The sequence below is a fragment of the Acidovorax benzenivorans genome (assembly GCF_028680575.1).
Taxonomy (GTDB): domain Bacteria; phylum Pseudomonadota; class Gammaproteobacteria; order Burkholderiales; family Burkholderiaceae_C; genus Acidovorax; species Acidovorax benzenivorans.
In genome coordinates this window covers 93900-116169 of the sequence record NZ_JAPCKI010000014.1, presented here as the reverse complement: position 1 = coordinate 116169, position 22270 = coordinate 93900, and the positions used below count along the sequence as shown (strand labels likewise).

Annotated in this window: 26 protein-coding genes; 16 read left to right on the top strand and 10 right to left on the bottom strand. The window is 66.1% G+C overall.

The genetic code is table 11. From position 1 onward, the window contains the following. Positions 1–76: 76 nt before the first annotated feature. The 8 genes from OIN59_RS19645 (at position 77) to OIN59_RS19610 (ending at position 6688) form a co-directional block, all read left to right on the top strand. Positions 77–331, top strand: a complete 255-nt coding sequence (locus tag OIN59_RS19645) for a ParD-like family protein (RefSeq protein ID WP_015014749.1) — start codon at positions 77–79, stop codon at positions 329–331. Continuing rightward, entirely contained in the window at positions 328–1122 is a 795-nt protein-coding gene (gene map / locus OIN59_RS19640; RefSeq protein ID WP_274113003.1) for a type I methionyl aminopeptidase, read from the top strand. The genes OIN59_RS19645 and map overlap by 4 nt, the downstream gene beginning before the upstream one ends. A gap of 99 nt (positions 1123–1221) precedes the next feature. Further along, positions 1222–1410, top strand: a complete 189-nt coding sequence (locus OIN59_RS19635) for a DUF3149 domain-containing protein (protein ID WP_274113001.1) — start codon at positions 1222–1224, stop codon at positions 1408–1410. A gap of 158 nt (positions 1411–1568) precedes the next feature. Further along, complete coding sequence (gene serB / locus OIN59_RS19630) at positions 1569–2282, top strand: phosphoserine phosphatase SerB (RefSeq protein ID WP_274112999.1); 714 nt, start codon at positions 1569–1571, stop codon at positions 2280–2282. A 22-nt stretch (positions 2283–2304) separates the two neighbouring features. Next, positions 2305–2889 (top strand): redoxin domain-containing protein, encoded by a 585-nt coding sequence (locus tag OIN59_RS19625; protein ID WP_274112997.1) that lies wholly within the window; start codon positions 2305–2307, stop codon positions 2887–2889. A 165-nt stretch (positions 2890–3054) separates the two neighbouring features. After that, positions 3055–3519 carry a (2Fe-2S)-binding protein gene (locus tag OIN59_RS19620; protein WP_274112995.1) on the top strand — a complete coding sequence of 155 codons (465 nt, stop codon included), beginning with the start codon at positions 3055–3057 and terminating at the stop codon, positions 3517–3519. After that, entirely contained in the window at positions 3516–5624 is a 2109-nt protein-coding gene (locus OIN59_RS19615) for a xanthine dehydrogenase family protein molybdopterin-binding subunit (protein WP_274112993.1), read from the top strand. The genes OIN59_RS19620 and OIN59_RS19615 overlap by 4 nt, the downstream gene beginning before the upstream one ends. Positions 5625–5653: 29 nt before the next feature. Beyond that, entirely contained in the window at positions 5654–6688 is a 1035-nt protein-coding gene (locus OIN59_RS19610; protein WP_274112991.1) for a helix-turn-helix transcriptional regulator, read from the top strand. Positions 6689–6728: 40 nt separating this feature from the next. Here the strand turns inward: OIN59_RS19610 and OIN59_RS19605 are convergent, their stop codons facing one another. Continuing rightward, complete coding sequence (locus OIN59_RS19605; RefSeq protein ID WP_274112989.1) at positions 6729–7259, bottom strand: RrF2 family transcriptional regulator; 531 nt, start codon at positions 7257–7259, stop codon at positions 6729–6731. Positions 7260–7351: 92 nt separating this feature from the next. Between OIN59_RS19605 and ytfE the strand changes: the two genes are divergently transcribed. Together ytfE and OIN59_RS19595 are read left to right on the top strand one after the other, a co-directional pair. Next, positions 7352–8122: an iron-sulfur cluster repair protein YtfE gene (ytfE, locus tag OIN59_RS19600; protein WP_274112987.1), complete on the top strand. Its 771-nt coding sequence runs from the start codon at positions 7352–7354 to the stop codon at positions 8120–8122. Next, a complete protein-coding gene (locus tag OIN59_RS19595; protein ID WP_274112985.1) occupies positions 8119–8598 on the top strand; it encodes a group III truncated hemoglobin in 480 nt (159 codons plus the stop codon). The genes ytfE and OIN59_RS19595 overlap by 4 nt, the downstream gene beginning before the upstream one ends. A gap of 39 nt (positions 8599–8637) precedes the next feature. On the opposite strand, the gene OIN59_RS19590 is transcribed toward OIN59_RS19595, so the two are convergent. The 4 genes from OIN59_RS19590 to OIN59_RS19575 all read right to left on the bottom strand — a co-directional run bounded on the left by OIN59_RS19590 (position 8638) and on the right by OIN59_RS19575 (position 10019). After that, on the bottom strand, positions 8638–8811 hold the full coding sequence (locus OIN59_RS19590) for a LiaI-LiaF-like domain-containing protein (protein ID WP_199226324.1): 174 nt from the start codon (positions 8809–8811) through the stop codon (positions 8638–8640). Between the two features lie 152 nt (positions 8812–8963). Then, the gene (locus tag OIN59_RS19585) at positions 8964–9176 is read right to left on the bottom strand and encodes a DUF3820 family protein (protein ID WP_274112982.1); all 213 of its coding nucleotides are present in this window, start codon (positions 9174–9176) and stop codon (positions 8964–8966) included. A 13-nt stretch (positions 9177–9189) separates the two neighbouring features. Next, positions 9190–9552 carry a translation initiation factor Sui1 gene (locus tag OIN59_RS19580; protein ID WP_274112980.1) on the bottom strand — a complete coding sequence of 121 codons (363 nt, stop codon included), beginning with the start codon at positions 9550–9552 and terminating at the stop codon, positions 9190–9192. Then, a complete protein-coding gene (locus OIN59_RS19575) occupies positions 9549–10019 on the bottom strand; it encodes a DUF2721 domain-containing protein (protein WP_274112978.1) in 471 nt (156 codons plus the stop codon). Before OIN59_RS19575 ends, OIN59_RS19580 begins: the two co-directional genes overlap by 4 nt. Positions 10020–10256: 237 nt before the next feature. On the opposite strand from OIN59_RS19575, the gene OIN59_RS19570 reads away from it, so the two are divergent. Further along, a complete protein-coding gene (locus OIN59_RS19570) occupies positions 10257–11540 on the top strand; it encodes a DEAD/DEAH box helicase (protein ID WP_274112975.1) in 1284 nt (427 codons plus the stop codon). Between the two features lie 65 nt (positions 11541–11605). On the opposite strand, the gene OIN59_RS19565 is transcribed toward OIN59_RS19570, so the two are convergent. Then, positions 11606–11953, bottom strand: a complete 348-nt coding sequence (locus OIN59_RS19565; protein WP_274112973.1) for a DUF6172 family protein — start codon at positions 11951–11953, stop codon at positions 11606–11608. Positions 11954–12043: 90 nt separating this feature from the next. Here OIN59_RS19565 and OIN59_RS19560 point away from each other — a divergent pair, with 90 nt between their 5' ends. Then, on the top strand, positions 12044–13306 hold the full coding sequence (locus OIN59_RS19560; RefSeq protein WP_274112971.1) for a sensor domain-containing diguanylate cyclase: 1263 nt from the start codon (positions 12044–12046) through the stop codon (positions 13304–13306). Positions 13307–13363: 57 nt separating this feature from the next. Here OIN59_RS19560 and OIN59_RS19555 read toward each other — a convergent pair whose 3' ends face one another. Both OIN59_RS19555 and OIN59_RS19550 read right to left on the bottom strand, forming a co-directional pair. Further along, a complete protein-coding gene (locus tag OIN59_RS19555; RefSeq protein ID WP_274112968.1) occupies positions 13364–13567 on the bottom strand; it encodes a hypothetical protein in 204 nt (67 codons plus the stop codon). A gap of 76 nt (positions 13568–13643) precedes the next feature. After that, complete coding sequence (locus OIN59_RS19550) at positions 13644–15293, bottom strand: methyl-accepting chemotaxis protein (protein WP_274112966.1); 1650 nt, start codon at positions 15291–15293, stop codon at positions 13644–13646. 324 nt (positions 15294–15617) lie between these two features. Here OIN59_RS19550 and pstS point away from each other — a divergent pair, with 324 nt between their 5' ends. From pstS to OIN59_RS19535, 3 genes are all read left to right on the top strand, one after another. Continuing rightward, on the top strand, positions 15618–16688 hold the full coding sequence (gene pstS / locus OIN59_RS19545) for a phosphate ABC transporter substrate-binding protein PstS (protein WP_274112964.1): 1071 nt from the start codon (positions 15618–15620) through the stop codon (positions 16686–16688). Positions 16689–16798: 110 nt separating this feature from the next. Continuing rightward, the gene (locus OIN59_RS19540; protein ID WP_274112962.1) at positions 16799–18322 is read left to right on the top strand and encodes a CYTH and CHAD domain-containing protein; all 1524 of its coding nucleotides are present in this window, start codon (positions 16799–16801) and stop codon (positions 18320–18322) included. A 68-nt stretch (positions 18323–18390) separates the two neighbouring features. Continuing rightward, positions 18391–19059 carry a 3'-5' exonuclease gene (locus tag OIN59_RS19535; protein ID WP_407655122.1) on the top strand — a complete coding sequence of 223 codons (669 nt, stop codon included), beginning with the start codon at positions 18391–18393 and terminating at the stop codon, positions 19057–19059. A gap of 169 nt (positions 19060–19228) precedes the next feature. Here OIN59_RS19535 and OIN59_RS19530 read toward each other — a convergent pair whose 3' ends face one another. After that, entirely contained in the window at positions 19229–21334 is a 2106-nt protein-coding gene (locus tag OIN59_RS19530) for an NADPH-dependent 2,4-dienoyl-CoA reductase (protein WP_274112957.1), read from the bottom strand. Between the two features lie 56 nt (positions 21335–21390). Here OIN59_RS19530 and OIN59_RS19525 point away from each other — a divergent pair, with 56 nt between their 5' ends. Continuing rightward, entirely contained in the window at positions 21391–22023 is a 633-nt protein-coding gene (locus OIN59_RS19525; protein WP_274112955.1) for a TetR/AcrR family transcriptional regulator, read from the top strand. A gap of 14 nt (positions 22024–22037) precedes the next feature. On the opposite strand, the gene OIN59_RS19520 is transcribed toward OIN59_RS19525, so the two are convergent. After that, the gene (locus OIN59_RS19520; protein ID WP_015014770.1) at positions 22038–22265 is read right to left on the bottom strand and encodes a SlyX family protein; all 228 of its coding nucleotides are present in this window, start codon (positions 22263–22265) and stop codon (positions 22038–22040) included. Between the last annotated feature and the right edge of the window lie 5 nt (positions 22266–22270).

The window sequence follows — 22270 nt, the reverse complement described above, 5'->3', positions numbered from 1 at the left end:
AGCAGTGCTGCGATGCAAACTGGCACGGCTTGAAAAAACCATACGAAACGTATATGTTTCGCATATAATTCGCTGCATGGGTATTGTCAAAATTTCAGACCAAATGCACGAGAACCTGCGCGTTGCCAGCAACGCCCTGTCTCGCTCCATCAACGCACAGGCAGAGCACTGGATGCGCATCGGCATGCTGGCCGAGTTGCATCCCAACCTCGACCACAGCGACATCTGCCAACTGCTGATCCGCGCTGAGCAGGCCGGTGGCTTCGATCTGGACACGGTGGCGGCCTCCGTCGCCGCCAAGCCAGGCCACAGCGGGCGGCGCGTTCAATGAGGTCCCGCGTCACCCTGCGCTCCCCCGCCGAGATCGCCCAGGCCCGCGAGGCCGGCCATCTGGCAGCCCGCGTGCTGCACATGATCACGCCGCACGTGCAACCCGGCGTCAGTACCGAGGCGCTGGACCGGCTCTGCCACGACTACATCGTCAACGAGCTACAGGTCGTCCCTGCCAACGTGGGCTACCTGGGGTATCCCAAAACGGTGTGCACCTCCGTCAACCATGTGATCTGCCACGGCATTCCGTCGCCCGGCCAGGTGCTCAAGGCGGGCGACATCGTCAACATCGACGTGGCCATCATCAAGGACGGCTGGTTTGGCGACACCAGCCGCATGTACTTTGTGGGCGAGCCCAGCCCGCTGGCGCGCCGCCTGGTGGACACCACCTACGAGGCCATGTGCGCAGGCATCACCCAGGTGCGCCCCGGCGCCACGCTAGGCGACGTGGGCCATGCCATACAGACCGTGGCCCACCGCGAGCGGTTCAGCGTGGTGCGCGAATACTGCGGCCACGGTATCGGGCAGGTGTACCACGACGAGCCCCAGGTGCTGCACTACGGCCAGCGCGGCCAGGGCTTGCGGCTGGAGGAAGGCATGGTCTTCACCATCGAGCCCATGATCAATGCCGGCAAGCGCGACACCCAGGAACTGGCCGACGGCTGGACGGTGGTCACCCGCGACCGCTCGCTTTCGGCCCAATGGGAACACATGGTGGCAGTGACGGCAGATGGGTTTGAGGTGCTCACGCCCTGGCCCGAGGGCACCGGCAGCTATCCCGCCATTGCTTGACCGCCGTTCCGCATGCCCGCCGCACTGTTTGACACAGCACAAGAGGCCCCGAGCCGCACCGCGCGATAGTGGTGCATATCACAACAAAGGATGGTCCCCATGAAACTGCTGAGCGATCTTTTTTCTACCGACTACGGTTTGATGAGCATCATCGGTATCGGGTTCATGCTTTGCATGGCCGCATTTTTTGTGCGCATGTTCCTGGTCAAGATGAACGAGCCTCCCAAGCCCAACCCGGCCGCGCAGGCGCACACAGGCGGCGGCCAAAGCCTCCCGCATCCCCGCTGAAGCGCAAGACGTGGGGCGGGCGAGATAGCCGGGCCCTGACCGCGCTATAGCGGCACTGCAGCCGCGCGGGCACCGGGAGCGGGCTTGTCGGGAGTGGATTGCCACCAGGGATACCATTGCGGGTTCTCATCCCCGCATTTGCTCCCCGCTTTTCTGCCATGACCCACGCTACCGAATTCGCCCCCGGCCTCGTCATTCAGGGTATCGCGCCCCCTCTGTCCCTGTCGAGCTACAAGCTCATTGCGTTCGACATGGACTCCACCCTCATCAACATCGAGTGCGTGGACGAAATCGCCGATGCCGCTGGCCGCAAGGCCGAGGTGGCCGCCATCACCGAAGCGGCCATGCAGGGCGTGATCACCGACTACAAAGAAAGCCTGCGCCAGCGCGTGGCGCTGCTCAAGGGCGTAACGGTGCAACACATGGAGCAGGTGTTCACCGAGCGCCTGCGCTTCAACCCCGGCGCCAAGGAGCTGATCACCGCTGCCAAGGCGGCAGGCCTGACCACGTTGCTGGTCTCGGGCGGCTTCACCTTTTTTGCCGACCGCGTGAAGGCGGGCCTGGGTATCGACTTCGCCCGCTCCAACATGCTGGAAGTACAAGACGGCCAACTCACCGGCCGCATGGTGGACCAGGCCTGGGGCGACATCTGCGACGGTGCCGAAAAACGCCGCACGCTGCTCGAAGTGGCATCGCTCATGGGCATCTCGCCACAGCAAGCGATTGCCGTGGGCGATGGCGCCAACGACCTGCCCATGATGGGCGCTGCAGGCCTGTCGGTGGCCTACCACGCCAAGCCCGCCGTGCGTGCACAGGCCAAGGTAGCCATCAACCAGGGCGGGCTGGACCGGTTGCTGGAAGTGCTGCGCTGATTCGCAACGCCGCTCCGCCAGCATGCTGAAGGCCCTTGCCACCCGCGCTGCGCAGTCCTTGCGCAAAAGCTGGAAGCAGCACCTGACGACCCTCGCGCTCGCCTGGGCCTCCATCGTCGCGGTGGACACATGGCGCACGCGCGACCTGCCCCAAGGCCCCGCACCCGATGTGGCGCTGGTGATGGCCCAAAGCGCTGGCGCCACCGCCCCCACCACCCTGGCCGCATGGCGCGCACAGCACCCCGGTCAGGCCGTGGCCGTGCACTTCTGGGCCGAGTGGTGTGCGGTGTGCAAGCTGGAAGAGCCCAGCATCGCCGCCCTGTCCGGCCACTGGCCCGTGCTGGGCGTGGCCATGCAATCGGGCAATGCCGAGCGCGTGGCCCAGGTGCAGCGCCAGCGCGGCATGCCCTGGCAAACGGCGGTGGATCCGCAGGGCACCCTGTCGCGCAGCTGGGGCGTGCGCTCCGTGCCCGCGCTGGTGGTGATCGACGCGCACGGCCAGGTGCGGTTTGCCACCTCGGGCTACACGCCCGAATGGGCGATGCGCCTGCGGCTGTGGTGGGCGCAGACCATGCCGCAGTGGAAAGCATTGCTTCCAAAACAATAGCTGCTTGCGCTTGACGGACGTGCGCAAATCGCCATTTTGACTATTATTTTTAGCCCCACAGGGCGTCCCATCCCCTGAAGCACCCCGCGCCGCGCGTGGCGCAAATCTTCAAGACCCGCCGCCCCGTTCTTCGCACACTGGCCCCGTCACCCCCACGGAGGCCACATGCACATCACCCTGAACCAACAAGCCCAGCCGGTGCCACCCGGCTGGGAGGACGAACCCCTGCTTTGGCTGCTGCGCGAGCCCCTGGGCCTCACGGGCACCCGCTTTGGCTGCGGCATGGGCCAATGTGGCGCCTGCACCGTCCTCATCGACGGCCAGGCGCAACGCGCCTGCCTGCACACGGCACGCGGGCTGCAAGGGCGCTCCATCACCACCATCGAAGGCCTGGCGGCACCCGACGGCACGCTGCACCCCGTGCAACAGGCCTGGCTGGACCTGCGCTTGCCCCAGTGCGGCTACTGCCAAAGCGGCCAGATCATGGGCGCCGTGGCCTTGCTGCGCGCCACACCCCGCCCCAGCGATGCGCAGATCGACACCGCCATGTCGGCCCATCTGTGCCGCTGCGGCACCCAGCACCGCGTGCGGGCAGCCATCCATCAGGCTGCCGGAGGTGCTCAGCCATGAAGCGCCGCCAGTTCTTGACGGCAGCGGGCGCCGGGGCGCTCACCGTCACGCTCGCAGGCTGCAGCCTGGTGCCGGTGATCCCCAAGCGTCCCACCTCCACCACCGATGACGCGCTGGGCTGGATACGGTACGAAAACGGCCGCTACACCCTGTGGCTGCCCAGCGCCGAGATGGGCCAGCAGATCAGCGCCGCGCTGCAGGGCCTGGCCGCCGCCGAGCTGGGCGTGCCGCCCGCGCAGGTGCATCCGCAACTGCCCGGCACCCGCCACATCGCCCGCGTGCGTGCCACCGTGGGTAGCGCCAGCGTGCAGGACTTTGCCCTGCCGCTGGCCCGCGCCTGCGCCACCTTGCGCGAGGCCCTGGCGCAAGGCCAAATCAGCGGCACGCTGGCCGCGCGCGACATACCGGCCAGTGCGCTGCGCAGCCTGCAGCCGCGCACGGGGACAGCCAAAGAAGCTGCGGCGGCACCGGGCCAACTGCGCGCCATCGTTACCGGCCAACCGCTGTTTGCTGGTGACACGCGCCTGCCCGGCCTGCTCTATGGCCGCGTGCTGCGCGCACCGGTGTCGGGCGAAATCACCTCGCGTCCGCAGGCGTGGGACGAAACAGCCGCCCGCGCCGATCCGGCCTGCGTGGCCGTGGTGCAGCACCCGCGTCTGTTGCAGATGGGCAGCCTGGGCCTGGGCATCGTGGTCCGCACGCCATCGGCACTCGACCGCATTGAGGCCGCGCTGGCGGTGCAGTGGCAGGTGGAAGATGGCAGTGCCTTCGAACAGGCGGCCATCGACGAGCGCATCGACATCGACACTCACTTACGCCGCGGCCCGCTGCAGCACCGGCTGCGCAAGGACGACCTGCCCACGGACACAGCATGGACGCTGGACCTGCGCATGGACGTACCCCTGGCCGCCCACGCCCCCATCGAGCCGCGCAGTGCCACGGCGCACTGGCTTCCCACCGCAGATAAAAGTCCCAGCCTGCGTGTGTGGGCGGGCACCCAAGACCTGTTCTACGTGCGCGATGTCCTGGCTCGCCAATTCAGCCTGGATGCTGAACGCATTGAGGTGCAGGCCTGCCGCATCGGCGGTGGCTTTGGCGGCCGCACGCTGTGCACGGTGGAGCTGGAAGCTGCCGTGCTCGCCCAGGCCGTGGGCGCGCCCGTCAAGGTGCAATGGAACCGCGCGCAGGAGTTCGCCCAGGGCTTCCAGCGCCCACCCTCCAGCCACCGCGTGCGGGCGCGCGTGCAAGGCGGGCGCATCACCCACTGGTGGCATGCACTGGCCAGCAGCCACATCCTGTTCACACCCGCCGCCATGCCGGTGTGGATGCAGACCCTGGCCGACCTGGCGGGCGACAGCGGCGTGGCGCGAGGGGCGCAGATGCCATACGACGTGCCCCTGCAGCGCATCGAGTTCACCGCCCAGCGCCTGCCGGTGCACACCGGCCCTTGGCGCGGCCTGGGCGCGGGGCCCAATACCCTGGTGGTGGAAAGCGCCATGGACGAATGTGCACAGCACGTTGGGGCCGACCCGCTGGCATGGCGGCTGCAGCACACCACCGACAAGCGCCTGGCCCAGGTGCTGCGCCGCGCCGCCACGGAGGCCCGCTGGCCAGAGCGCCCCGCCAGCGACGCCACCACCTTGCGCGGGCGCGGCATCTCAGGCGGCATCTACAAGGGCGCGAGCTACGCCGCCGCCGTGGCCGATGTGGAGGTGCAACGCGCCACCGGCCAGGTGCGCGTGGTGGCGCTGTGGTGCGCGCACGACTGCGGCCTGGTGCTGCAGCCCGACGGCGTGCGCGCACAGACCGAGGGCAACCTCGTGTGGTGCCTGGGCATGGTGCTGCACGAGCAACTGCCCGTGGCCCGCTCGGGCGTGGCCGCCGCCAGCTTTGCCGACTACCCGCTGCCACGCATGGGCGACATTCCGCCGCTGCACGTGCACCTGATTGACAGCAGCGCGCCGCCCACCGGTGCCGGAGAAACCGCCATGGTGGCCGGGGCCGGAGCGATCGCCAACGCGCTGCGCGACGCCACCGGCGTGCGTTTTGTCCGCCTGCCGGTGCGCAGCGCGGATGTGCTGCAAGCCTTGTCCACGCGGGCTTAGCGGGGTAGCACCAACGGCACAATCCGCCCATGCAAGACTTTGCCAGCGCCGCCATGGTCCGCCTGCTGGTGCGCGCCATGGCTGCGCACGGGCTGGTGCCGCCACCGCCCCCACCGGGTGCCGACGGGCTGGCCGCGAGCCACGTGCCCCTGGCCTACAAACGCAGCGTGGTCGAAGCCGTGTTGCACCAGGGCGGCCTGGGCACACTGCTACAGCTGGCCCAGCGGGTGGACCTGCTGACGGGCGACCCGGTGCACCGTGCGCTGCTGGGCGCCGCCCACCTGCCCGAACTGCTGGCGCGCTGGCAGCGGCTGGAGCGGTACGTGCATTCGCGCCACCAGGTCAGCGTCACGGCCAGCGCCACGGGCACCCTGGCGCTGCACCACCACGCGCGCCCCGGTGTGCCGGAAGAACCCCACCCCACCGAAAGCCTGGCCGTGCTCGGCGTACTGGTGGGCGCGAGCCGGGCCCTGGGCGTGCGCGGGTTGCGGGTGGAGATCGGCGCGCCCGAAGCCGCAGGCCAACACGTGAACCTGCGGATGGAAGCCCCAGCCACCACCCCGGCCGAACTGCACGCCCAACTGGCACCGCTGGCCGGGCAAAGGTTGCTGGGCCATTGGACCTTGCACTGGGAACCTCACGACAGCAAGGCGCCCACAACCCCCACCTTGCAGCCCCAACCCGCCACCCACCTGTGCGACGCCCTGCCCTGGCCGCCCCTGGCGCACCAGCTGGCGCGCCATGTGCTGCACGACCCGGCAGCGCAGCACACGGTGAGCGCCCTGGCCCAACACACGGGCCTGGCCCGCCGCAGCCTGCAGCGGGCACTGACCGACAGTGGCCTGAGCTGCCGCCACATCGTGACCGAGGCTCGCGCGCGCGTGGCGGCGCAATGGCTGCTGGAGAGCCCGCATGGCCTCGCAGAAATCGGGTTTGCCTGCGGTTTTTCAGACCAGTCCCACTTCACGCGCGAGTTTGCGCGCCATGTGGGCCTGACCCCGGCGCGCTACCGGCAGGCGTTTGCAGCTGAAGGCATGTCGGGGTCGCAACAACTATCAATTTAATAGCAAAAAGTCGCTACCCATCGCGCGGAAACCGCTATTTTTATTCAATATTTTCGGCTTTGGACGGCAGCCCGGCCACGGGTGCGCGCCTGCGCGTGGCGCCGCCGCTCTGGGGCATTGCCACGGTGGGCAGCAGGCCACGTGCGGCCGCCCCACCCGCAGCGGCCGGGGCCATCAGGTCGGCCAGCGTCACGCTGTCCAGCACCGCCAGATAGGCCTGCATGGCCTGCCACAACACGCCCTTGAGGCGACAGTGGCTGCTCAGGCGGCACTGGTTGGTGCCGGGGTCAAAACACTCCACCAGGTTGAAGTCGGTCTCGGTAGCGCGCACCACGGCGCCGATGTTGATGGCCGACGCAGGCACCCTCAGCCGCATACCACCGCCACGGCCGCGCGTGGTCTCCAGCAGCCCCTGGGCGGCCAGCTGCTGCACGATTTTCATCAGGTGGCTGCGCGAGATGCCGTAGCCCTCGGCCACCTCGGTGATGGTCGCCGGCTGCTCGCGGCCTTCGGTGGCTGCACAGTACATGAGCACGCGCAGCGTGTAGTCGGTCCATTGGGTCAGGCGCATGGGTTTTGCCGCAGGTCAATTCAAAGAGGTATGCAGGACGAATTTTATTGAATAAAATATTCACATCATATGAATCTTTAAAAGGACCCACCATGAACGCCCGAGTTGACCATCTGGATGCAGCCCCCGCCCACCCCGCCCCACTCAGTGCCGACCAGCAGATCGGCCAGATCGCGGTGCAACTGCCCGGCGCCACGGCGGTGTTCCGGCGACTCAAGCTCGACTTTTGCTGCGGCGGGCAGGTGAGCCTGGCCAAGGCGGCAGCCGACAAGGGGCTGGACGCCAACGCCGTGCTGGCAGAACTGGCGGCCCTGCAGCGCAACGACTCCGTGCCCGAGGCCGCGTCGCCCAGTGCGCTCATCGACCACATCCTGGTGCGCTACCACGAGGTGCACCGCCAGCAGTTGCCCGAATTGATCCGCATGGCCCGCCGCGTGGAAGCCGTGCACCGCGACAACCCCCATGTGCCAGTCGGACTGGCCGACCACCTCGAAACCATGCACGAAGAGCTGCTGTCGCACATGCTCAAGGAAGAGCAAGTGCTGTTCCCCATGCTCAAAAACGGCGGCAACCCGTTTGTAGGCCAACCCATCGGCATGATGCGCGCCGAGCATGTGGACCATGGCGAGGCGCTGGACAAGCTCAACGCCCTGACCAACGACGCCACGCCCCCGCAAGGCGCCTGCAACACCTGGCGTGCGCTGTATGCAGGCATTGCCCAGCTGGGCGATGACCTCATCAATCACATCCATCTGGAAAACAACGTGCTGTTTCCTCAGTTCGAGGCCAGCGCCGCACCAGCGTCGCAGGGTTGCGGTCCATCAGGCTGCGCCTGCAGCGGCGGAGGCACACTGCAGGCATGACCCTGCCAACCACCTCAATCGAGGGACCCGGAGCCGACACACCTCCCAGCGTGGAAAGCATCACGCTGCTGGTGCACGGTTTTTATGGAGATGTGCGCCGCGACCCGCTGCTGGGTCCGGTGTTTGAAAAGGCCCTGCACGGGCAGTGGGACGCCCACCTGCAACGGCTGGTGGACTTCTGGAGCACGGTGGCCCTGGGCACGCGCAGCTTCAAGGGGGATGTGTTTGGCAAACACATGGCGCTGGAGGGCGTCACGCCCGCCCACTTTGCGGCCTGGGTGGGGCTGTGGCAGCAACACACCAACCGCCTGTTTGCCCCCGATGTAGCGCATGACCTCCAGGTGGCGGCACATGGCATTGCGCGCAACCTGTTCCGGGGTTACTTCAGCAAAGACCCGGCGTTTGCACAGCCCCGCGAGGAACACGATGGACACGGCCCCCAACACCACGGAGGCGGAGAGACCCAGCAGGGCTGACAAGGGACGACGCGGTCGCCAGTGCCGCCTGCCCCTGGCTTATTTGCCCTTGTTACCCGGCGTGAAGAACAGCGCCACGCCCACCGCGATCAGTGCCACCGGCCACCACACCCGCAACAGCTCGCGCAAGCTGATGCTGATCAATCCCAGGTTGGTCAGCAGAAAAAACACGCCCAACACGACCAGAACGATCGCAGCGATATTGCCCTTCATGTACATTCCCTCGGTGTGGTTGTGGGTCTAGGTGACCGTTGACGAGCTCGCAAAAGTTCGCGAGGGAGATCGTCAACACGGTCTACAAGCGTTCATTATGGTGGACGCTCGCAGGAAGTTAAGGCACTCACCCGGCCTCCGGCACACCCTGGTCAGCGCCCACGCAAGGGCATGAGCAGGTCAGACAGCCCGTTGTGGTCAATCTCGTGCATCAGCGCAAGCAGCTTGCCCAATTCGCCTTTGGGAAACCCCTCGCGTGCGAACCAGTTCAGGTAGTTGCCAGGCAGATCGGCCAACAACGTACCCTTGTATTTGCCGTACGGCATCTCGGTGGTGACCAAGCGCTGCAGTTTCTCTGTGTCCATTGCCCTAGCCTCCTCAGCCGCCAGCGCGCTTGACCTTGTGGCCCAGCTTTTGTAGCGCGACCATCACGCGGTCCACATGGTCGCCCTGCACTTCGATCACACCATCCTTCACCGTGCCGCCGCTGCCGCAGGCGGCCTTGAGCTGCTTGCCCAGCTGCTCCAGTGCGGTTTCGTCCACTAACACGCCCTTGACCAGGGTGACGGCCTTGCCGCCGCGCCCTTTGGTCTCGCGCGACACGCGCACGATGCCGTCGCCCGTGGGCACAGGCTTGTTCTGCTTGCACACGCATTGCGCCACCGGCTGCCGACAGACCGGGCACATGCGGCCCGCCTCGGTGGAATACACCAGACCGCCCAGGTCAGCCAACGATTTCATGGCTTCTTCCCCTCGACCTCTTGCTGCAGCATGTGAAAGTCAAGCAACCGCGTGGCCAGCATCGTCTCGGTCAAAAAACACACCAACGCCAGCAAAAAGCACGCGACTCCCGCGAGAAACCCCGCCACCGCCAACCGGCTGGACTGGAAATCGGTGGTCTCGCCCAAGAACAGCAGGATGATGGTCGTGCCAATCAGGAACGCACAGAACGTGAGCAGCGCGATGCAGCCGTTGGCCAGCCGCCCGCGCAGGCGCAAGTCGGCCAGCTCGTTGTAGGCGCGGGCCAGAAATTCGGGTTCGGCATCGACGCGCGCACGGTCTTCCACCACGCGAGCCCGGTCGATGATGCGGGCCAGCCGCCCCGCCACGGCGCCGATCATGCCGGACACAGCGGTGAGCAAAAACACGGGCGCCACCGCCAGCTGGATGCCGTGGGTGATGGCAGAGGTATCGAGGGGCAAAGCCATGGGGAGCAGGTCCGAAAACAGTCAACAAAACAGAGCGGCCTGATTATCGGTTGCCACACGCTGGTATGGGGCGCTCGCATTCCCTGCAGCACGGGGGACGCGCAAGGCGCAGGTTGCGGGCCCCAGCGGATGCACCGGACAAGAGTGAATCTGACAACTGCGGCGACAATGCACACCATTACCGATCCATCCGCGCTGCCTTGCGTGTCCCCTTCAACGCCTCCTCAGCGCCCTTCCATGCCTTTTGTTTCCCTCGGTCTGTCTCCCGCCCTCGTTCACGCCGCCGACAAAGCGGGCTTTGTGACGCCCACGCCCATTCAGGCGGGCGCCATTCCGGCCATCCTGCAAGGGGCAGACCTGCTGGGCGCGGCGCAAACGGGGTCGGGCAAGACCGCAGCCTTTGCCCTGCCCTTGCTGCAACAACTGCAGCTCAGTGCTACCGGTGGACCGCGCCGGGTGCGCGCCCTGGTGCTGGTGCCCACCCGCGAACTGGCTGCACAGGTGGGCGAAGTGCTGCGCAGCCTGGCCCAGCACCTGCAGCAGCCACTCAAGATAGCCATTGTGTTTGGGGGCGTGTCGATCAACCCGCAGATGCTGGGTTTGCGCGGCGGCGCCGACATTGTGGTGGCCACGCCAGGGCGCCTGCTGGACCTGGTAGACCACAACGCCCTGCGCCTGTCGGCCGTGGCGCACCTGGTGCTGGACGAAGCCGACCGCCTGCTGGACCTGGGCTTTGCCGAAGAACTGCAGCGTGTGCTGGCGCTGTTGCCCGCCCGGCGGCAGAACCTGTTCTTCTCGGCCACCTTCCCCGCAGCAGTGCAGGCGCTGGCCGATGGCCTGCTAAACCAACCGGTGCGCGTGGAGGTGCCCCACACGCCAGGCAACGAACCCGCCATCGAACAACGCGCCATTGCGGTGGACGCCAGCCGCCGCACCCAGCTGCTGCGCCACCTGGTCAAGGAGCACAACTGGTCACGTGTGCTGGTGTTTGTGGCGACGCAATATGCCGCCGAGCATGTCGCCGAAAAGCTCTACAAGGCCGGCATCTATGCGACTCCCTTTCACGGAGGCCTGAGCCAGGGTGCACGCAACCAGGTGCTGCAGGAATTCAAGGACGAACGCTGGCAGGTGGTAGTCACCACCGACCTGGCTGCGCGCGGCATCGACATTGCCCAGTTGCCTGCCGTGGTGAACTACGACCTGCCCCGATCGGCCGTGGACTATGTGCACCGCATCGGTCGCACTGGCCGCGCTGGCGAGAGCGGCATGGCAGTGAGCTTTGTGACGGCCGATGCCGAGGCGCATTTCCGGCTGATCGAAAAACGCCAGCACCTCACCATTCCGCGCGAGCAGATCGCGGGCTTTGAGCCCACAGACGCCCCGGCACCCGCATCACCCACCGACCCCCAGGGCACCGGCGGCATCAAGGGCAAACGCCCCAGTAAAAAGGACAAGCTGCGCGCGGCGGCATCCGCAGTACAGGTAGCTCAAGCCCCGACCGCCCACAAAAAAGGCCCCTGAAAGGGGCCTGCAGCAGTGTTTGCCTGAACGGCAGGCCTGGGTGGCAGCCACCCAAAACCCAAGGTTCAAGCGCCTTCTTCGTCGTCCTCATCCAAACCATCCGCCTCGTTGCGCGGTGCCTCGCCAGCGGGCCGAGGGGCGCGCTTGCCGGGTTTGGCCAGAATTTCGACATAAAACTGGGCGCCGCCCTCGGCAGCCACGCCGTTGATCAGCCCAGTCAAGGCCGACAGATGCGCCACGACGGCGTCTTCTTTGGTGCGCCCAAACTGGCAGTCAAAGTCCCAGAAATCAGCGCCTTCGGGCAGGTCGCGGCGCCGCTCGCGCTTGATGTATTTGCGGATTTCGTGCTTGACGGCATCCAGAACGCGGTCGCGGTTCTTGCCTTCAACGTGGAGTTGGAAAGTTTTTCTCATGGGCGATAGTACCGCCTGTGACAGGTGCCGTTTCACACCTCCGCGTCCAGGTGCCACAATGGTGTATTACTTTTGGTTACCACCAAGCCCATGAACCCAGACCTGCGCCTGCTGCAACTGCTGCCAGCGGCCGTGCTTGTCACACAACAGGGTGCCATCCGCTTTGCCAACACGGCCAGCATGGAGTTGCTGGAGGCGCCCAGTATCGACAGCCTGATCGGGCGGCTGTCCGGCGACTTTGTGCACCCCCTGGACCAGGTGCGCTCCACCAACCGCATCCAGCAAGTGGCGGTACCCGAACAAGCCGGGCGGCCCAACAAGTCGTCCGAGTTCCGCATCCGCACCGAGCGTGGCAACCTGCGCATGGTGTTGATCAGCAGCGTGGCCATTGAATGGGACGGCGCACCGGCCGTTCTGATGTGCGGCATAGACATGACGCACCAGAGCGAAATCGAGGCCCAGTTGCGCGAGAGCGAGCAGAACTTCCGGCGCCTGTTCGAGAACATGCAGGACGTGTACTACCGCACCGATGCGCAGGGCATCGTGCAGCATGTGGGCCCCGGCGTGCGCCGGGTGCTGGGCTACGAGCCCCATGAGATCGAGGGACGCACGGCAGAGTCGTATTACCCCCAAAGCTCCGATCGAGACGCCTTCAAGGCCGCCATCATGGAGCACGGCGAGGTATCGGACTTTCCGGGCCAGATGGTGCGGCGCGACGGCACCGTGATCGACATCTCCATCAGCAGCCATTTGCTGTACGACCATGCGGGCCAATTCGCGGGTATCGAAGGCATCTACCGTGACGTGACGCAGCGCAAGAACCTGGAGCGCGAACTGCAGCGCCTGGCCACCACCGACATGCTGACGGGCATCGCCAACCGCCGCGCATTTTTGGAGTGCGCCGAGTCGGCCTATACCCATTCGCGCAGCAACGGCGAGCCGCTGACCTTGCTGATGCTGGACCTGGACCACTTCAAGACCATCAACGACCGTTTTGGCCACCTGGAGGGCGACCGTGCGCTGATGGCGTTTGCTCAGGCCATCAAGGGCCAGCTGCGCGCCAGCGATGCCGTGGGGCGCCTGGGCGGCGAAGAGTTTGGCGTGCTGTTGCCGCTGACCACACTGGCCGAGGGCCTGGAGGTGGCCACGCGCATGCTGCATGGCATCCGTGAGCTACAGCTCACTGACGATGCGGGCCACAGCTACCGCATCACCACCAGCCTGGGCGTGGGCACCTTCCGCCAAAGCGACCGCAGCCTGCGCGACATGCTCGACCGCGCCGACCAGGCGCTGTACCTGGCAAAACACCGAGGGCGCGACCAAGTGGCTTCACTCGAAACGATGGGCGAGTGACCGCTGCTGCCGCCCCGATCAGCGCCGTATCGGGGTGCTGAGGGCGAAGCACCTGTTCTAAAGCCGCATCCGCTCCTGCTGCAAATTCCACAGGCAGGCCGCGATGCGCAGCAGCATCTCCATCACCTGCTCCGAGCCGCTGCTGGACAGCTCCAAATCGTCAATGATCATGGCCAGTTGGGAGATGGCGTCTTCCGGCGCGGCAGCGCCGCCGCTGCGAGCGACCTCGGCAATCGCGATCAACACGTCGGTGCGGTTCATGGCACGGGGCTTGGCGTGGTCTGTGGCGAGGGCAACGGCGGGTTAAGCAACCCTATGCGGACCACGCAGCAGCGGGCTAGCGGGCCGAGATGGCCCATTGCGCCCGGCTGCCCGTCCTACTATCCAGAGCAACCGCCGGGGGCACGCTTGTCACCGACAGCAAAGGAGTGTCTGCTGAGGGCAACTGTGCGTCGGGCGTCAGGCGGAATTGGTGAATCACCTCCAGCAGGCGCCGCACCTGGTTCTTCATGCCGGTCGAGGCCGACGAACTGTCATCCACCAGCGCGGCGTTCTGCTGCGTGGCCGCGTCCAGCTGGCGCACGGCTTCGCCGATCTGGGCAATGCCCCGGGCCTGCTCTTGCCCCGCGTCCTTGATGGCCGTGATGAGCGACACCACCTGGTTCACGTGGTGCACGGTGTTGGCCACACGCTCGCCCGCCTGGCCCACCAGGGCGGACCCACGCTCCACGCCCTGCACGCTGGCCGAGATCAGCCCGCGAATCTCGCGCGCCGCCATGCTGCTGCGCTGCGACAGCCCCCGCACCTCGCCCGCCACCACAGCAAAGCCCCGGCCCTGTTCACCGGCACGGGCGGCCTCCACCGCGGCATTCAGCGCCAGCAGGTTGGTCTGGAACGCGATGTCGTCGATCACCTTGATGATGTCCGTGACCTTCTGCGACTGGGTCTTGATCTCCTGCATGGTGGCAATCACGTCCCGCATCACACTGCCGCCTTCGTTGGCCACGTTGCTCGCCTCCTGCGCCAGAGCGGTGGCGCGCTGGGCGTTGTCGGTGTTGTGCTGCACCGTGATGGTCAATTGCTCCATCGACGCCGCCGTCTCCTGCAGATTGGACGCCTGCACCTCAGTGCGGCGCGCCAGATCTTCGGTGCCACCCGCCATCACCACGGCCTCTTGGGCGACGGTTTCGGTGCTGGCGCGCACCTCGGTGATCACACGCACCAACTGGTGGTTCATTTCGCGCAGGGCACCCAGCAGCTCGGCGGTCTCGTCGTTGCCACGCACATCGATCTGTGCGGTCAGATCCCCCCCCGCCACGGTGCGCGCCAGCACCACGGCCTGGCGCAGCGGCCGCGAGATGGACCGGGTGATGACCCAGGCCATCGCAGCGCCCGCCAGCAGTGCCAGGGCGGTGGCGGCCAGCATCCACCAGTGGATGGTGTCGCTCATGGCACGGGCCCCGGCAAACTCTTCTGCCGCCACGTTGATCTGCAGCGCCACCAGGCGTTCGATGGCGTCCTGCACCTTGAGCGCGTTGGGACGGATCTGGGTGATGTACAGCTCCGAGCCATCGTCGTACTTGCCCGCCACCAATGCGGCAGACGCCGGAATCAGGCCTTTGTCCAGGTAGGTGGCATTGGCGTCGGCAAAAGCCTGCGCCAAGGCCTGCTCCTCGGTACCCAGTGGCTTGGCGGCATAGTCCGTCCACAAGGTCTGGATGCGCTCGACATTGGTGGTCAAGGCCGCGTGGCTGGCCTCCAGGTTGCTGGTGCCAGGGTCCATCAACATGTCCATCACCAGCACACGGTTGCGCTGCGTCAGGTGGCTGATCTCGGCCAGCACGCCCATGGGCACGGTGCGGTCGCCATACAGGGCGGCACTGCGCTCGGTCAACCGCTTTGCGCCGCTGATGCCGCCCGCTGCCAAGGCAGAGATCAGCAGCAACAGCACGGCAAATGCCAGGGCCAGGCGGGTACCAATTTTCATTTTTTGAAGCATCTGAATCTTTCGTAAAGGTCCACCAGGGTGTCGCCACCTTGTGGGGGCAAACGCGTGTTGCCGCAGGGGAAAGCCCACCGCCCCACCGTGCGCCCACCCCCGACGGGATGCAAAAGATACTAATTGTTTCAAATGACAAATTAATGACGAAAGGAGAAACCTTACCCATTCCAGACCTTGAGTAAAATCGGCGTCATTTTGTTAGCATCGGCACAAAAGCGCTCGATCCGCTCAATGGTCGTGCATAAATTTCAATCACACCAGAAATCGGCTCGGCATATCTTTATTCATAAAAACCATTACACAAAAAACATGAAATATATTTACTTTGTCTTGCTGATGACCATGGCCCTGTTGCAGGCAGTGCCCGCCAGCGCGCAAACCGTGACGGGCGCTGGCTCATCGGCGGCTGCGCCCATTTACCGCAGCTGGGCCAAGGCCTATGCCAAGGCCACTGGAAGCGCGGTGGACTACGACCCGGTGGGTTCCAGCGCGGGCATGAAGAAAATCCAGCAGCAGGCCGTCGGCTTTGGCGCGACAGACGTGTACCCTGCGGAGAAGGACCTGATGGAGCATGGCCTGCTGGCGCTGCCCGTGGCCATCACCGGCATCAGCCCCATCGTCAACCTGCCCAAGGTGCAAAACACCCAGCTGCGCCTGACGGGCGATGTCCTCAGCCGCATCTTCATGGGTGAAATTGCCCGCTGGAACGCAGCAGAGATCACCGCCCTGAACCCCGACGTGCCCCTGCCCGACCTGCCGATCAAGGTGGTAGTGCGCGCCGACGGCTCAGGCACCACCTACAACTTTGCGGACTACCTGGGCAAGGTGAGCCCGAAATGGAAAACCTCGTACGGCGCCAAGACCAGCATCGCCTGGCCCACAGGGGTGCTGGCCTTCAAGGGCAGCGACGGCGTGGCCAAGGGTGTGCGCGACACGGTGGGTGCCATTGGGTATGTGGACCACGGCTATGTGGCTGAATACGGGCTGACCGCCGTGCAGATGAAAAATGCCGATGGCAGTTATGTCAAACCCTCCATCGATGCCTTCAAGGCGGCGCTGGCCAACAGCGATTGGTCTGCCACCGGGGTTTTCAACAGCACATTGACACAGCGGCCCGGTAAATCGGTGTGGCCCATCACCATGGGCACCTTTGTGGTGTTCCCCAAGGTCACGCAGAACCCCGACCAGACGGCCCAGGCGCTCCGGTTCATTCTCTGGTCGTTTCTCAATGGCGACACCCTGGTGCAAGAGAATAATTTTGTCCGCCTGCCAGACCGGGTTCAAGCCTCGGCATTCAAAATCATCACCTCCATTCGTGATAACCAGGGCAAGCCACTGGGCATGAGTTTGATATCTTCATTCAATCATTCACCGCAATAAACCAGCCTTTCACCAAATAATTGATTTTCTATTATTTCTGGATGACTGCTGCCTACCCTTAATCCGGCACGGCCTTGCGGCGGGGATACCACGGGATAATGCCGTCCACCATGGAAATCGAATTCAAGTTCTGTATCCCGCCCGAACGCCTGGCCGCTGTGCAGGCGGCCGTGCGCCGGGGCCGGTGTGTGGCCATCCGCATGGAGGCACGCTACTTCGACACGCCCGATGGCGCGCTGGCCTCCCGAGGCATTGCGTTTCGCCTGCGGCGTGAGGGCGACCAGTGGGTGCAAACCGTCAAGGCGCTGGGCGATGGCCCGCTGGACAGGCAAGAGCACAACGTCGCACGCGGGCCTGCCACTCCAGGCGCCGCACCTGATCCCCTGCCCCAGTTGCACACCGGCACCCGGGCAGGCACGCAGCTGCTGCAGGCCCTGCAAGCCGCCAGCGGCCCGCTGGCCGAAACCTACGGCACCGAGATGGACCGACTCACCCGTGACGTCACCCGGCAAGGAGCGGTGGTCGAGCTGGCACTGGACACCGGGCGGGTGGTGGCCCACCGGGGCACGCCCCAGCAGGCAGAGGCTCCCATTTGCGAGCTGGAGCTGGAACTCAAGTCCGGGCCGGTAGTAGGCCTCGCCGCGCTCGCCAAGCAATGGGCCACGCGCCACGGGCTGTTTCTGAGCACGGTGTCCAAGGCCGAGCGGGGCGAGCGCCTGCTGGCCGCGCTGGACAGCCGCTCGCCCCGCAAGGTCAGAGCCCTTTCCGCCATTTACCAACAACTGCCCACCGGGCATGCACTGCAGCGCGCCGTGGTGGCGCATTGTCTGCAACAGATCCTGGGCCCTGCTAGCGACATGGCCGAGGGTGCCAACGACGAGGAGCAACTGCACCAGTTGCGCATCGGCATCCGCCGCCTGCGCACCGCCCTGCGCGAACTGGCACCGCTGGCCCCGGGCAACTTTGACCCCGCCTGGGAGCCTGCCCTGGTCGATGTATTCCAGCAACTCGGCCACCTGCGCGACCGCAGCCAGGTGATGCAACACATCGGTGCCGAGCTGCGCGCTGCCGGAGGGCCGCCCATACCATCGCACAGGGACGACGACGCCGGGCTGGGCGCAGCCGCCCACATCGTGCGCCATGCAGCCTTCCAGGTCGCGCTGGTGGGCCTGATGGCCTTTACCACCCAGGGCCTGGATGACACTGGGTGCGACCTTGCAGGCCTGGATGCCCGGACCACGCGCCGCCTGCTGCAGCAGCGCCTGCGTGCACTGCATGCTCAGGTGCAAAAAGGCGCGCGGGGCTTTGCCACCCGCTCGCCGCAGGCGCAACACCGCCTGCGCAAACGCCTCAAACGCTTGCGCTACCTCACAGAGTTCGTGGCGCCAGCACTGGATACACACAGCACCCGGTTTCTGGACAGTCTGCAGCCCGCGCTATCGGCACTGGGCCGCCTCAACGACGAGCGTGTGGCCGCTGCGCTGTACCGCGAGGTTGCCGAGTCGGGCGAACCCAACGCCTGGTTTGGCGTGGGCTGGCTGGCAGGGCGCGAGGCGCTTGCCGTGGCAGCTTGTGAGCAGGCCTTGGCGCACATAGAGAAAGCCCCGCGCCTGCGCAAAACCGGCAAACGCTGACTGCAGCAAAGGCTGCTGCGGTATCACACGGCGCCAAGGCGAACATGCGGGTCCACCCGCACGGCACAATGGCCCGCATGACGGCCTCTCCTCCCTCCCGGCGCCAGCCACCTGCCACACCCCACCCACCGTCTGCGCGCACCGCACAACACCCCACGCCAGACAAAGACCAGATCGCCCTGCTGGAGCCCTTTGAGCGCCTGGGCACGGACCGCATCGCGCTGGTCTCCACGCCCGCACAGGCCGACCAGGCTTGCAACGCATTGGCCAGCGCAAGCGCCTGGGGGTTTGACACCGAGTCCAAGCCCACGTTTGTGCGCGATGAGCGGTCGGACGGCCCGCACATCGTGCAGCTGGCCACGCTGGAGCGGGCCTGGGTGTTCCAGCTGCACGACCCCGGCTGCCGCGCCCGCGTGGCCGAGCTGCTGGCCCTGCAGGGTGTGACCAAGGCAGGCTTTGGCCTGGGGGACGACACCAAACGCATCCAGCACAAGCTGGGCGTGCAACCGGCCGATGTGCTGGAGCTGAACACCGTGTTCCGCCAGCGTGGTTACCGCAAGGACATGGGCGTGAAAGGCGCGGTGGCGGTGCTGTTCAACAAGCGCTTCATCAAGTCCAAAAAGGCCGCCACGTCTAACTGGGCCAACGCCCGGTTGACCGAAGCCCAACTGGTCTACGCAGCCAACGATGCGTGGGCTGCGCTGCGGGTATTCAACGCCTTGAGCCTGCCCGACTGAGTGACTGTACGGACATTGCCGCAGTGCCCGAACACCACAGCGATCACAGCGCGACCACTATCAAAAAAATAGCTACTCAGGCATATTCCTCTAGCGCCACCGGCCAAAAAGACCTCAACAACACGCCTTTCAGGGCCTGTGGGCCCTGAAAGGCGATACGCGCACCAACCTACAGCCGGGCCGCCAGCCGCGCCGCCTGATCAATGGCGCGCTTGGCGTCCAGTTCGCCCGCCTCCAGCGCACCACCGATCAAGTGGGGCTTGCGGCCCTGGGCCTCCAAGTCCTGTGCCAGGCTGCGCAACGGCACCTGGCCCGCGCACAGCACCACGGTGTCGCAGGGAATCCAGGTCGGGTCTTCGCGCTTCTCCCCGTACGACACCAGCAGCCCTTCGTCTGCAATGCGCTCGTAGTTCACGCCGCCCACCATCTCCACCGCTTTCATCTTGAGTACGGTGCGGTGAATCCAGCCCGTGGTCTTGCCCAGGCCGCCGCCCAGCTTGCCCTTCTTGCGCTGCAGCAACGTGACCTGCCGTGCGGCGGCCGTCACGCGCGGGCCGCTAGCGGCCAGGCCACCGCGCGCCTCGGCGGGATCGGTGATGCCCCACTCGGCCTTCCAGGCGGGCAAATCGAGCGTGGTGGAAGGGTGGTCGCCGTGCGTCAAAAATTCGGCCACATCAAAGCCAATGCCACCCGCGCCGATGATGGCCACGCGCTCGCCCACTGGCTTGCCGTGGCGCAGCACGTCGATGTAGCTCAGCACCTTGGGGTGGTCCTGGCCGGGGATCTTGGGGTCGCGTGGCTCCACGCCAGTCGCGACGATGACCTCGTCGTAACCCGCCAGGTCGGCGGCCAACACGCGCTGGTTCAGGTGCAATTGCACGCCCGTGTCCTCTACCCGTGTGGCCAGGTAGCGCAGCATTTCGTGGAACTCCTCCTTGCCCGGCACCACCTTGGCCATGTTGAGCTGGCCGCCGATGGCCGGGGCGGCGTCGAACAGGTGCACCTCGTGCCCGCGCTCGGCGGCCACGGTGGCGGCCGTCAGGCCTGCGGGCCCGGCGCCGACCACGGCCACACGCTTGCGCGACGACACCGGGCGGTACACCAGCTCGGTCTCATGGCAGGCGCGGGGGTTGACCAGGCAACTGCTGGTCTTGTTCTGGAACACATGGTCCAGGCAGGCCTGGTTGCAGGCGATGCAGGTGTTGATGCGGTCGGCCCGGCCTTGCGCAGCCTTCTTCACAAACGCGGCATCGGCCAGCAGCGGACGCGCCATTGACACCATGTCGGCGCAGCCATCGGCCAGCACCTGCTCGGCCACCTCGGGCGTGTTGATGCGGTTGGAGGTGACCAAGGGCGTGGCAATGCCCGCCGCCGCAAACTCGCCCTTCATCTTCTGCGTGACCCAGGCGAACGCTGCGCGCGGCACGCTGGTGGCAATGGTGGGCACCCGCGCCTCGTGCCAGCCAATGCCGGTGTTGACGATGTTGGCGCCGCCTGTGGCGACGGCCTTGCCCAGGGTGACGATCTCGTCCCAGGCGCTGCCGCCGGGCACCAGGTCGATCATCGACAGGCGGTAGATGATGATGAAGTCCGGCCCCACGGCCTCGCGCATGCGGGCCAGGATCTCCACCGGCAGGCGCATGCGGTGGCTGTAGTCGCCGCCCCAGGCATCGCGCCGCAGGTTGGTGGCTTGCGAGAGGAACTGGTTGATGAAATAGCCCTCCGAGCCCATCACCTCCACGCCGTCGTAACCGGCCTCGCGCGCCTTCACTGCACAGCGCACGAAGGCGCGGATCTGTCGCTCCACCCCGCTCGCCGACAGCGCGAACGGCGTGAACGGTGAAATCGGCGACTGCAGCCGCGACGGCGCAACGGCCAGCGGGTGGTAGGCATAGCGGCCGGTGTGCAGGATCTGCAGCGCGATCTTGCCGCCCGCGCCGTGCACCGCGTCGGTCACCACCCGGTGGCGCCTGGCCGCGCCCGAGGTCGCCAGCGTGCCCGCAAACGGCTTGGCCCAGCCCGCGATGTTGGGCGCAAAGCCGCCCGTCACGATCAGGCCCACATCTCCCTCGGCCCGCTCGCGGAAGTACGCCGCCATGCGTGTGAGGTCGCGCCCGTCCTCCAGCCCTGTGTGCATGGAGCCCATCAGCACGCGGTTCTTGATCGTGGTGAAACCCAGGTCGAGCGGCGCGAGCAGGTGCGGATACAGGGCGGCGCCGGGTGCGGGCGGTGTGGAGCCAGAAGGTGCGGCGGCGGTATTGGCAGAGGAATACATAGCGTTGCGTGGGGAGTAGAAAGTTTTTCTAGAACTTTATTCTAGAATCTACTTCTATGGCAAGCCGAATCCCCACCAGCCCTTCCACAGCCCCTGTCGAGGCCACCACCGACCGCCGCCAGGACATCCTGAACGCCGCCCTCGCCTGCGCAGCCGAAGGCGGCGTGGATGCGGTCACCATCGACGGTGTGCGCGCCCGCTGCGGGGCCAGCGTGGGCAGCATCTACCACCACTTTGGCAACCGCGACGGCATTGTGGCGGCGTTGTTTTTCGAGATCTTTCACGACCAGTCGCGCAGCGTGCAGGCGCAACTGGATGCCGCCCAGGGCGTGGAGACGGGCGTGTTGGCCCTGGTCACGGGCTACCTGGATTGGGTGGTGGCGCATCCCGAGCGGGCGCGGTTCATGTTCCAGGCGCGCAGCGCAGTAGCAGCGGGCCCGCGCACGCCCGACCTCGCCGAGGCCGCACGGCGCCGCAACCAGGCGCTGGTGGCCTGGTTTGAGCCGCATCGCCGGTCCGGCGCGCTGCGCGACCTGCCGTGCGAGCTGATGCCATCGCTGGTGATGGGGCCGGTGCAGAGCTATTGCAGGGCCTGGCTGTCGGGCAACGCTGCCCAGGGCGGCCTGCCCTCGCCCACCACCTACCGCGCAGAGCTGGCGGACGCGGCCTGGCGGGCTGTGAAGGCCTAGATCGGAAAATCAGGTCAGTAATGCGGCGGCAGCTCGTCCCGCAGATTGCGCGGGCCGTTGGAGCCGCCTTCCGGCGCCTGTTGGCGCAACTGGATGACCTCGTGCGTCAACCGGTCGATCAGTTGCTGCTGCTGGTAGATGGTCATGTTCAGCTGGTCCAGCAGGTCTTCGGTAAAGCTGGCCTTGATCTCCAGGCTTTCGAGGCGCTGGAGAACGTTGGCGAGATCGTTGGCGTCCGACATCGACG

Excerpts from the sequence above, each read along its gene's own strand:
- OIN59_RS19645 (WP_015014749.1), top strand. The coding sequence starts at position 77 with ATGGGTATTGTCAAAATTTCAGACCAAATGCACGAGAACCTGCGCGTT.
- map (WP_274113003.1), top strand. The coding sequence starts at position 328 with ATGAGGTCCCGCGTCACCCTGCGCTCCCCCGCCGAGATCGCCCAGGCC.
- OIN59_RS19635 (WP_274113001.1), top strand. The coding sequence starts at position 1,222 with ATGAAACTGCTGAGCGATCTTTTTTCTACCGACTACGGTTTGATGAGC.
- serB (WP_274112999.1), top strand. The coding sequence starts at position 1,569 with ATGACCCACGCTACCGAATTCGCCCCCGGCCTCGTCATTCAGGGTATC.
- OIN59_RS19625 (WP_274112997.1), top strand. The coding sequence starts at position 2,305 with ATGCTGAAGGCCCTTGCCACCCGCGCTGCGCAGTCCTTGCGCAAAAGC.
- OIN59_RS19620 (WP_274112995.1), top strand. The coding sequence starts at position 3,055 with ATGCACATCACCCTGAACCAACAAGCCCAGCCGGTGCCACCCGGCTGG.
- OIN59_RS19615 (WP_274112993.1), top strand. The coding sequence starts at position 3,516 with ATGAAGCGCCGCCAGTTCTTGACGGCAGCGGGCGCCGGGGCGCTCACC.
- OIN59_RS19610 (WP_274112991.1), top strand. The coding sequence starts at position 5,654 with ATGCAAGACTTTGCCAGCGCCGCCATGGTCCGCCTGCTGGTGCGCGCC.
- OIN59_RS19605 (WP_274112989.1), bottom strand. The coding sequence starts at position 7,259 with ATGCGCCTGACCCAATGGACCGACTACACGCTGCGCGTGCTCATGTAC.
- ytfE (WP_274112987.1), top strand. The coding sequence starts at position 7,352 with ATGAACGCCCGAGTTGACCATCTGGATGCAGCCCCCGCCCACCCCGCC.
- OIN59_RS19595 (WP_274112985.1), top strand. The coding sequence starts at position 8,119 with ATGACCCTGCCAACCACCTCAATCGAGGGACCCGGAGCCGACACACCT.
- OIN59_RS19590 (WP_199226324.1), bottom strand. The coding sequence starts at position 8,811 with ATGAAGGGCAATATCGCTGCGATCGTTCTGGTCGTGTTGGGCGTGTTT.
- OIN59_RS19585 (WP_274112982.1), bottom strand. The coding sequence starts at position 9,176 with ATGGACACAGAGAAACTGCAGCGCTTGGTCACCACCGAGATGCCGTAC.
- OIN59_RS19580 (WP_274112980.1), bottom strand. The coding sequence starts at position 9,552 with ATGAAATCGTTGGCTGACCTGGGCGGTCTGGTGTATTCCACCGAGGCG.
- OIN59_RS19575 (WP_274112978.1), bottom strand. The coding sequence starts at position 10,019 with ATGGCTTTGCCCCTCGATACCTCTGCCATCACCCACGGCATCCAGCTG.
- OIN59_RS19570 (WP_274112975.1), top strand. The coding sequence starts at position 10,257 with ATGCCTTTTGTTTCCCTCGGTCTGTCTCCCGCCCTCGTTCACGCCGCC.
- OIN59_RS19565 (WP_274112973.1), bottom strand. The coding sequence starts at position 11,953 with ATGAGAAAAACTTTCCAACTCCACGTTGAAGGCAAGAACCGCGACCGC.
- OIN59_RS19560 (WP_274112971.1), top strand. The coding sequence starts at position 12,044 with ATGAACCCAGACCTGCGCCTGCTGCAACTGCTGCCAGCGGCCGTGCTT.
- OIN59_RS19555 (WP_274112968.1), bottom strand. The coding sequence starts at position 13,567 with ATGAACCGCACCGACGTGTTGATCGCGATTGCCGAGGTCGCTCGCAGC.
- OIN59_RS19550 (WP_274112966.1), bottom strand. The coding sequence starts at position 15,293 with ATGAAAATTGGTACCCGCCTGGCCCTGGCATTTGCCGTGCTGTTGCTG.
- pstS (WP_274112964.1), top strand. The coding sequence starts at position 15,618 with ATGAAATATATTTACTTTGTCTTGCTGATGACCATGGCCCTGTTGCAG.
- OIN59_RS19540 (WP_274112962.1), top strand. The coding sequence starts at position 16,799 with ATGGAAATCGAATTCAAGTTCTGTATCCCGCCCGAACGCCTGGCCGCT.
- OIN59_RS19535 (WP_407655122.1), top strand. The coding sequence starts at position 18,391 with ATGGCCCGCATGACGGCCTCTCCTCCCTCCCGGCGCCAGCCACCTGCC.
- OIN59_RS19530 (WP_274112957.1), bottom strand. The coding sequence starts at position 21,334 with ATGTATTCCTCTGCCAATACCGCCGCCGCACCTTCTGGCTCCACACCG.
- OIN59_RS19525 (WP_274112955.1), top strand. The coding sequence starts at position 21,391 with ATGGCAAGCCGAATCCCCACCAGCCCTTCCACAGCCCCTGTCGAGGCC.
- OIN59_RS19520 (WP_015014770.1), bottom strand. The coding sequence starts at position 22,265 with ATGTCGGACGCCAACGATCTCGCCAACGTTCTCCAGCGCCTCGAAAGC.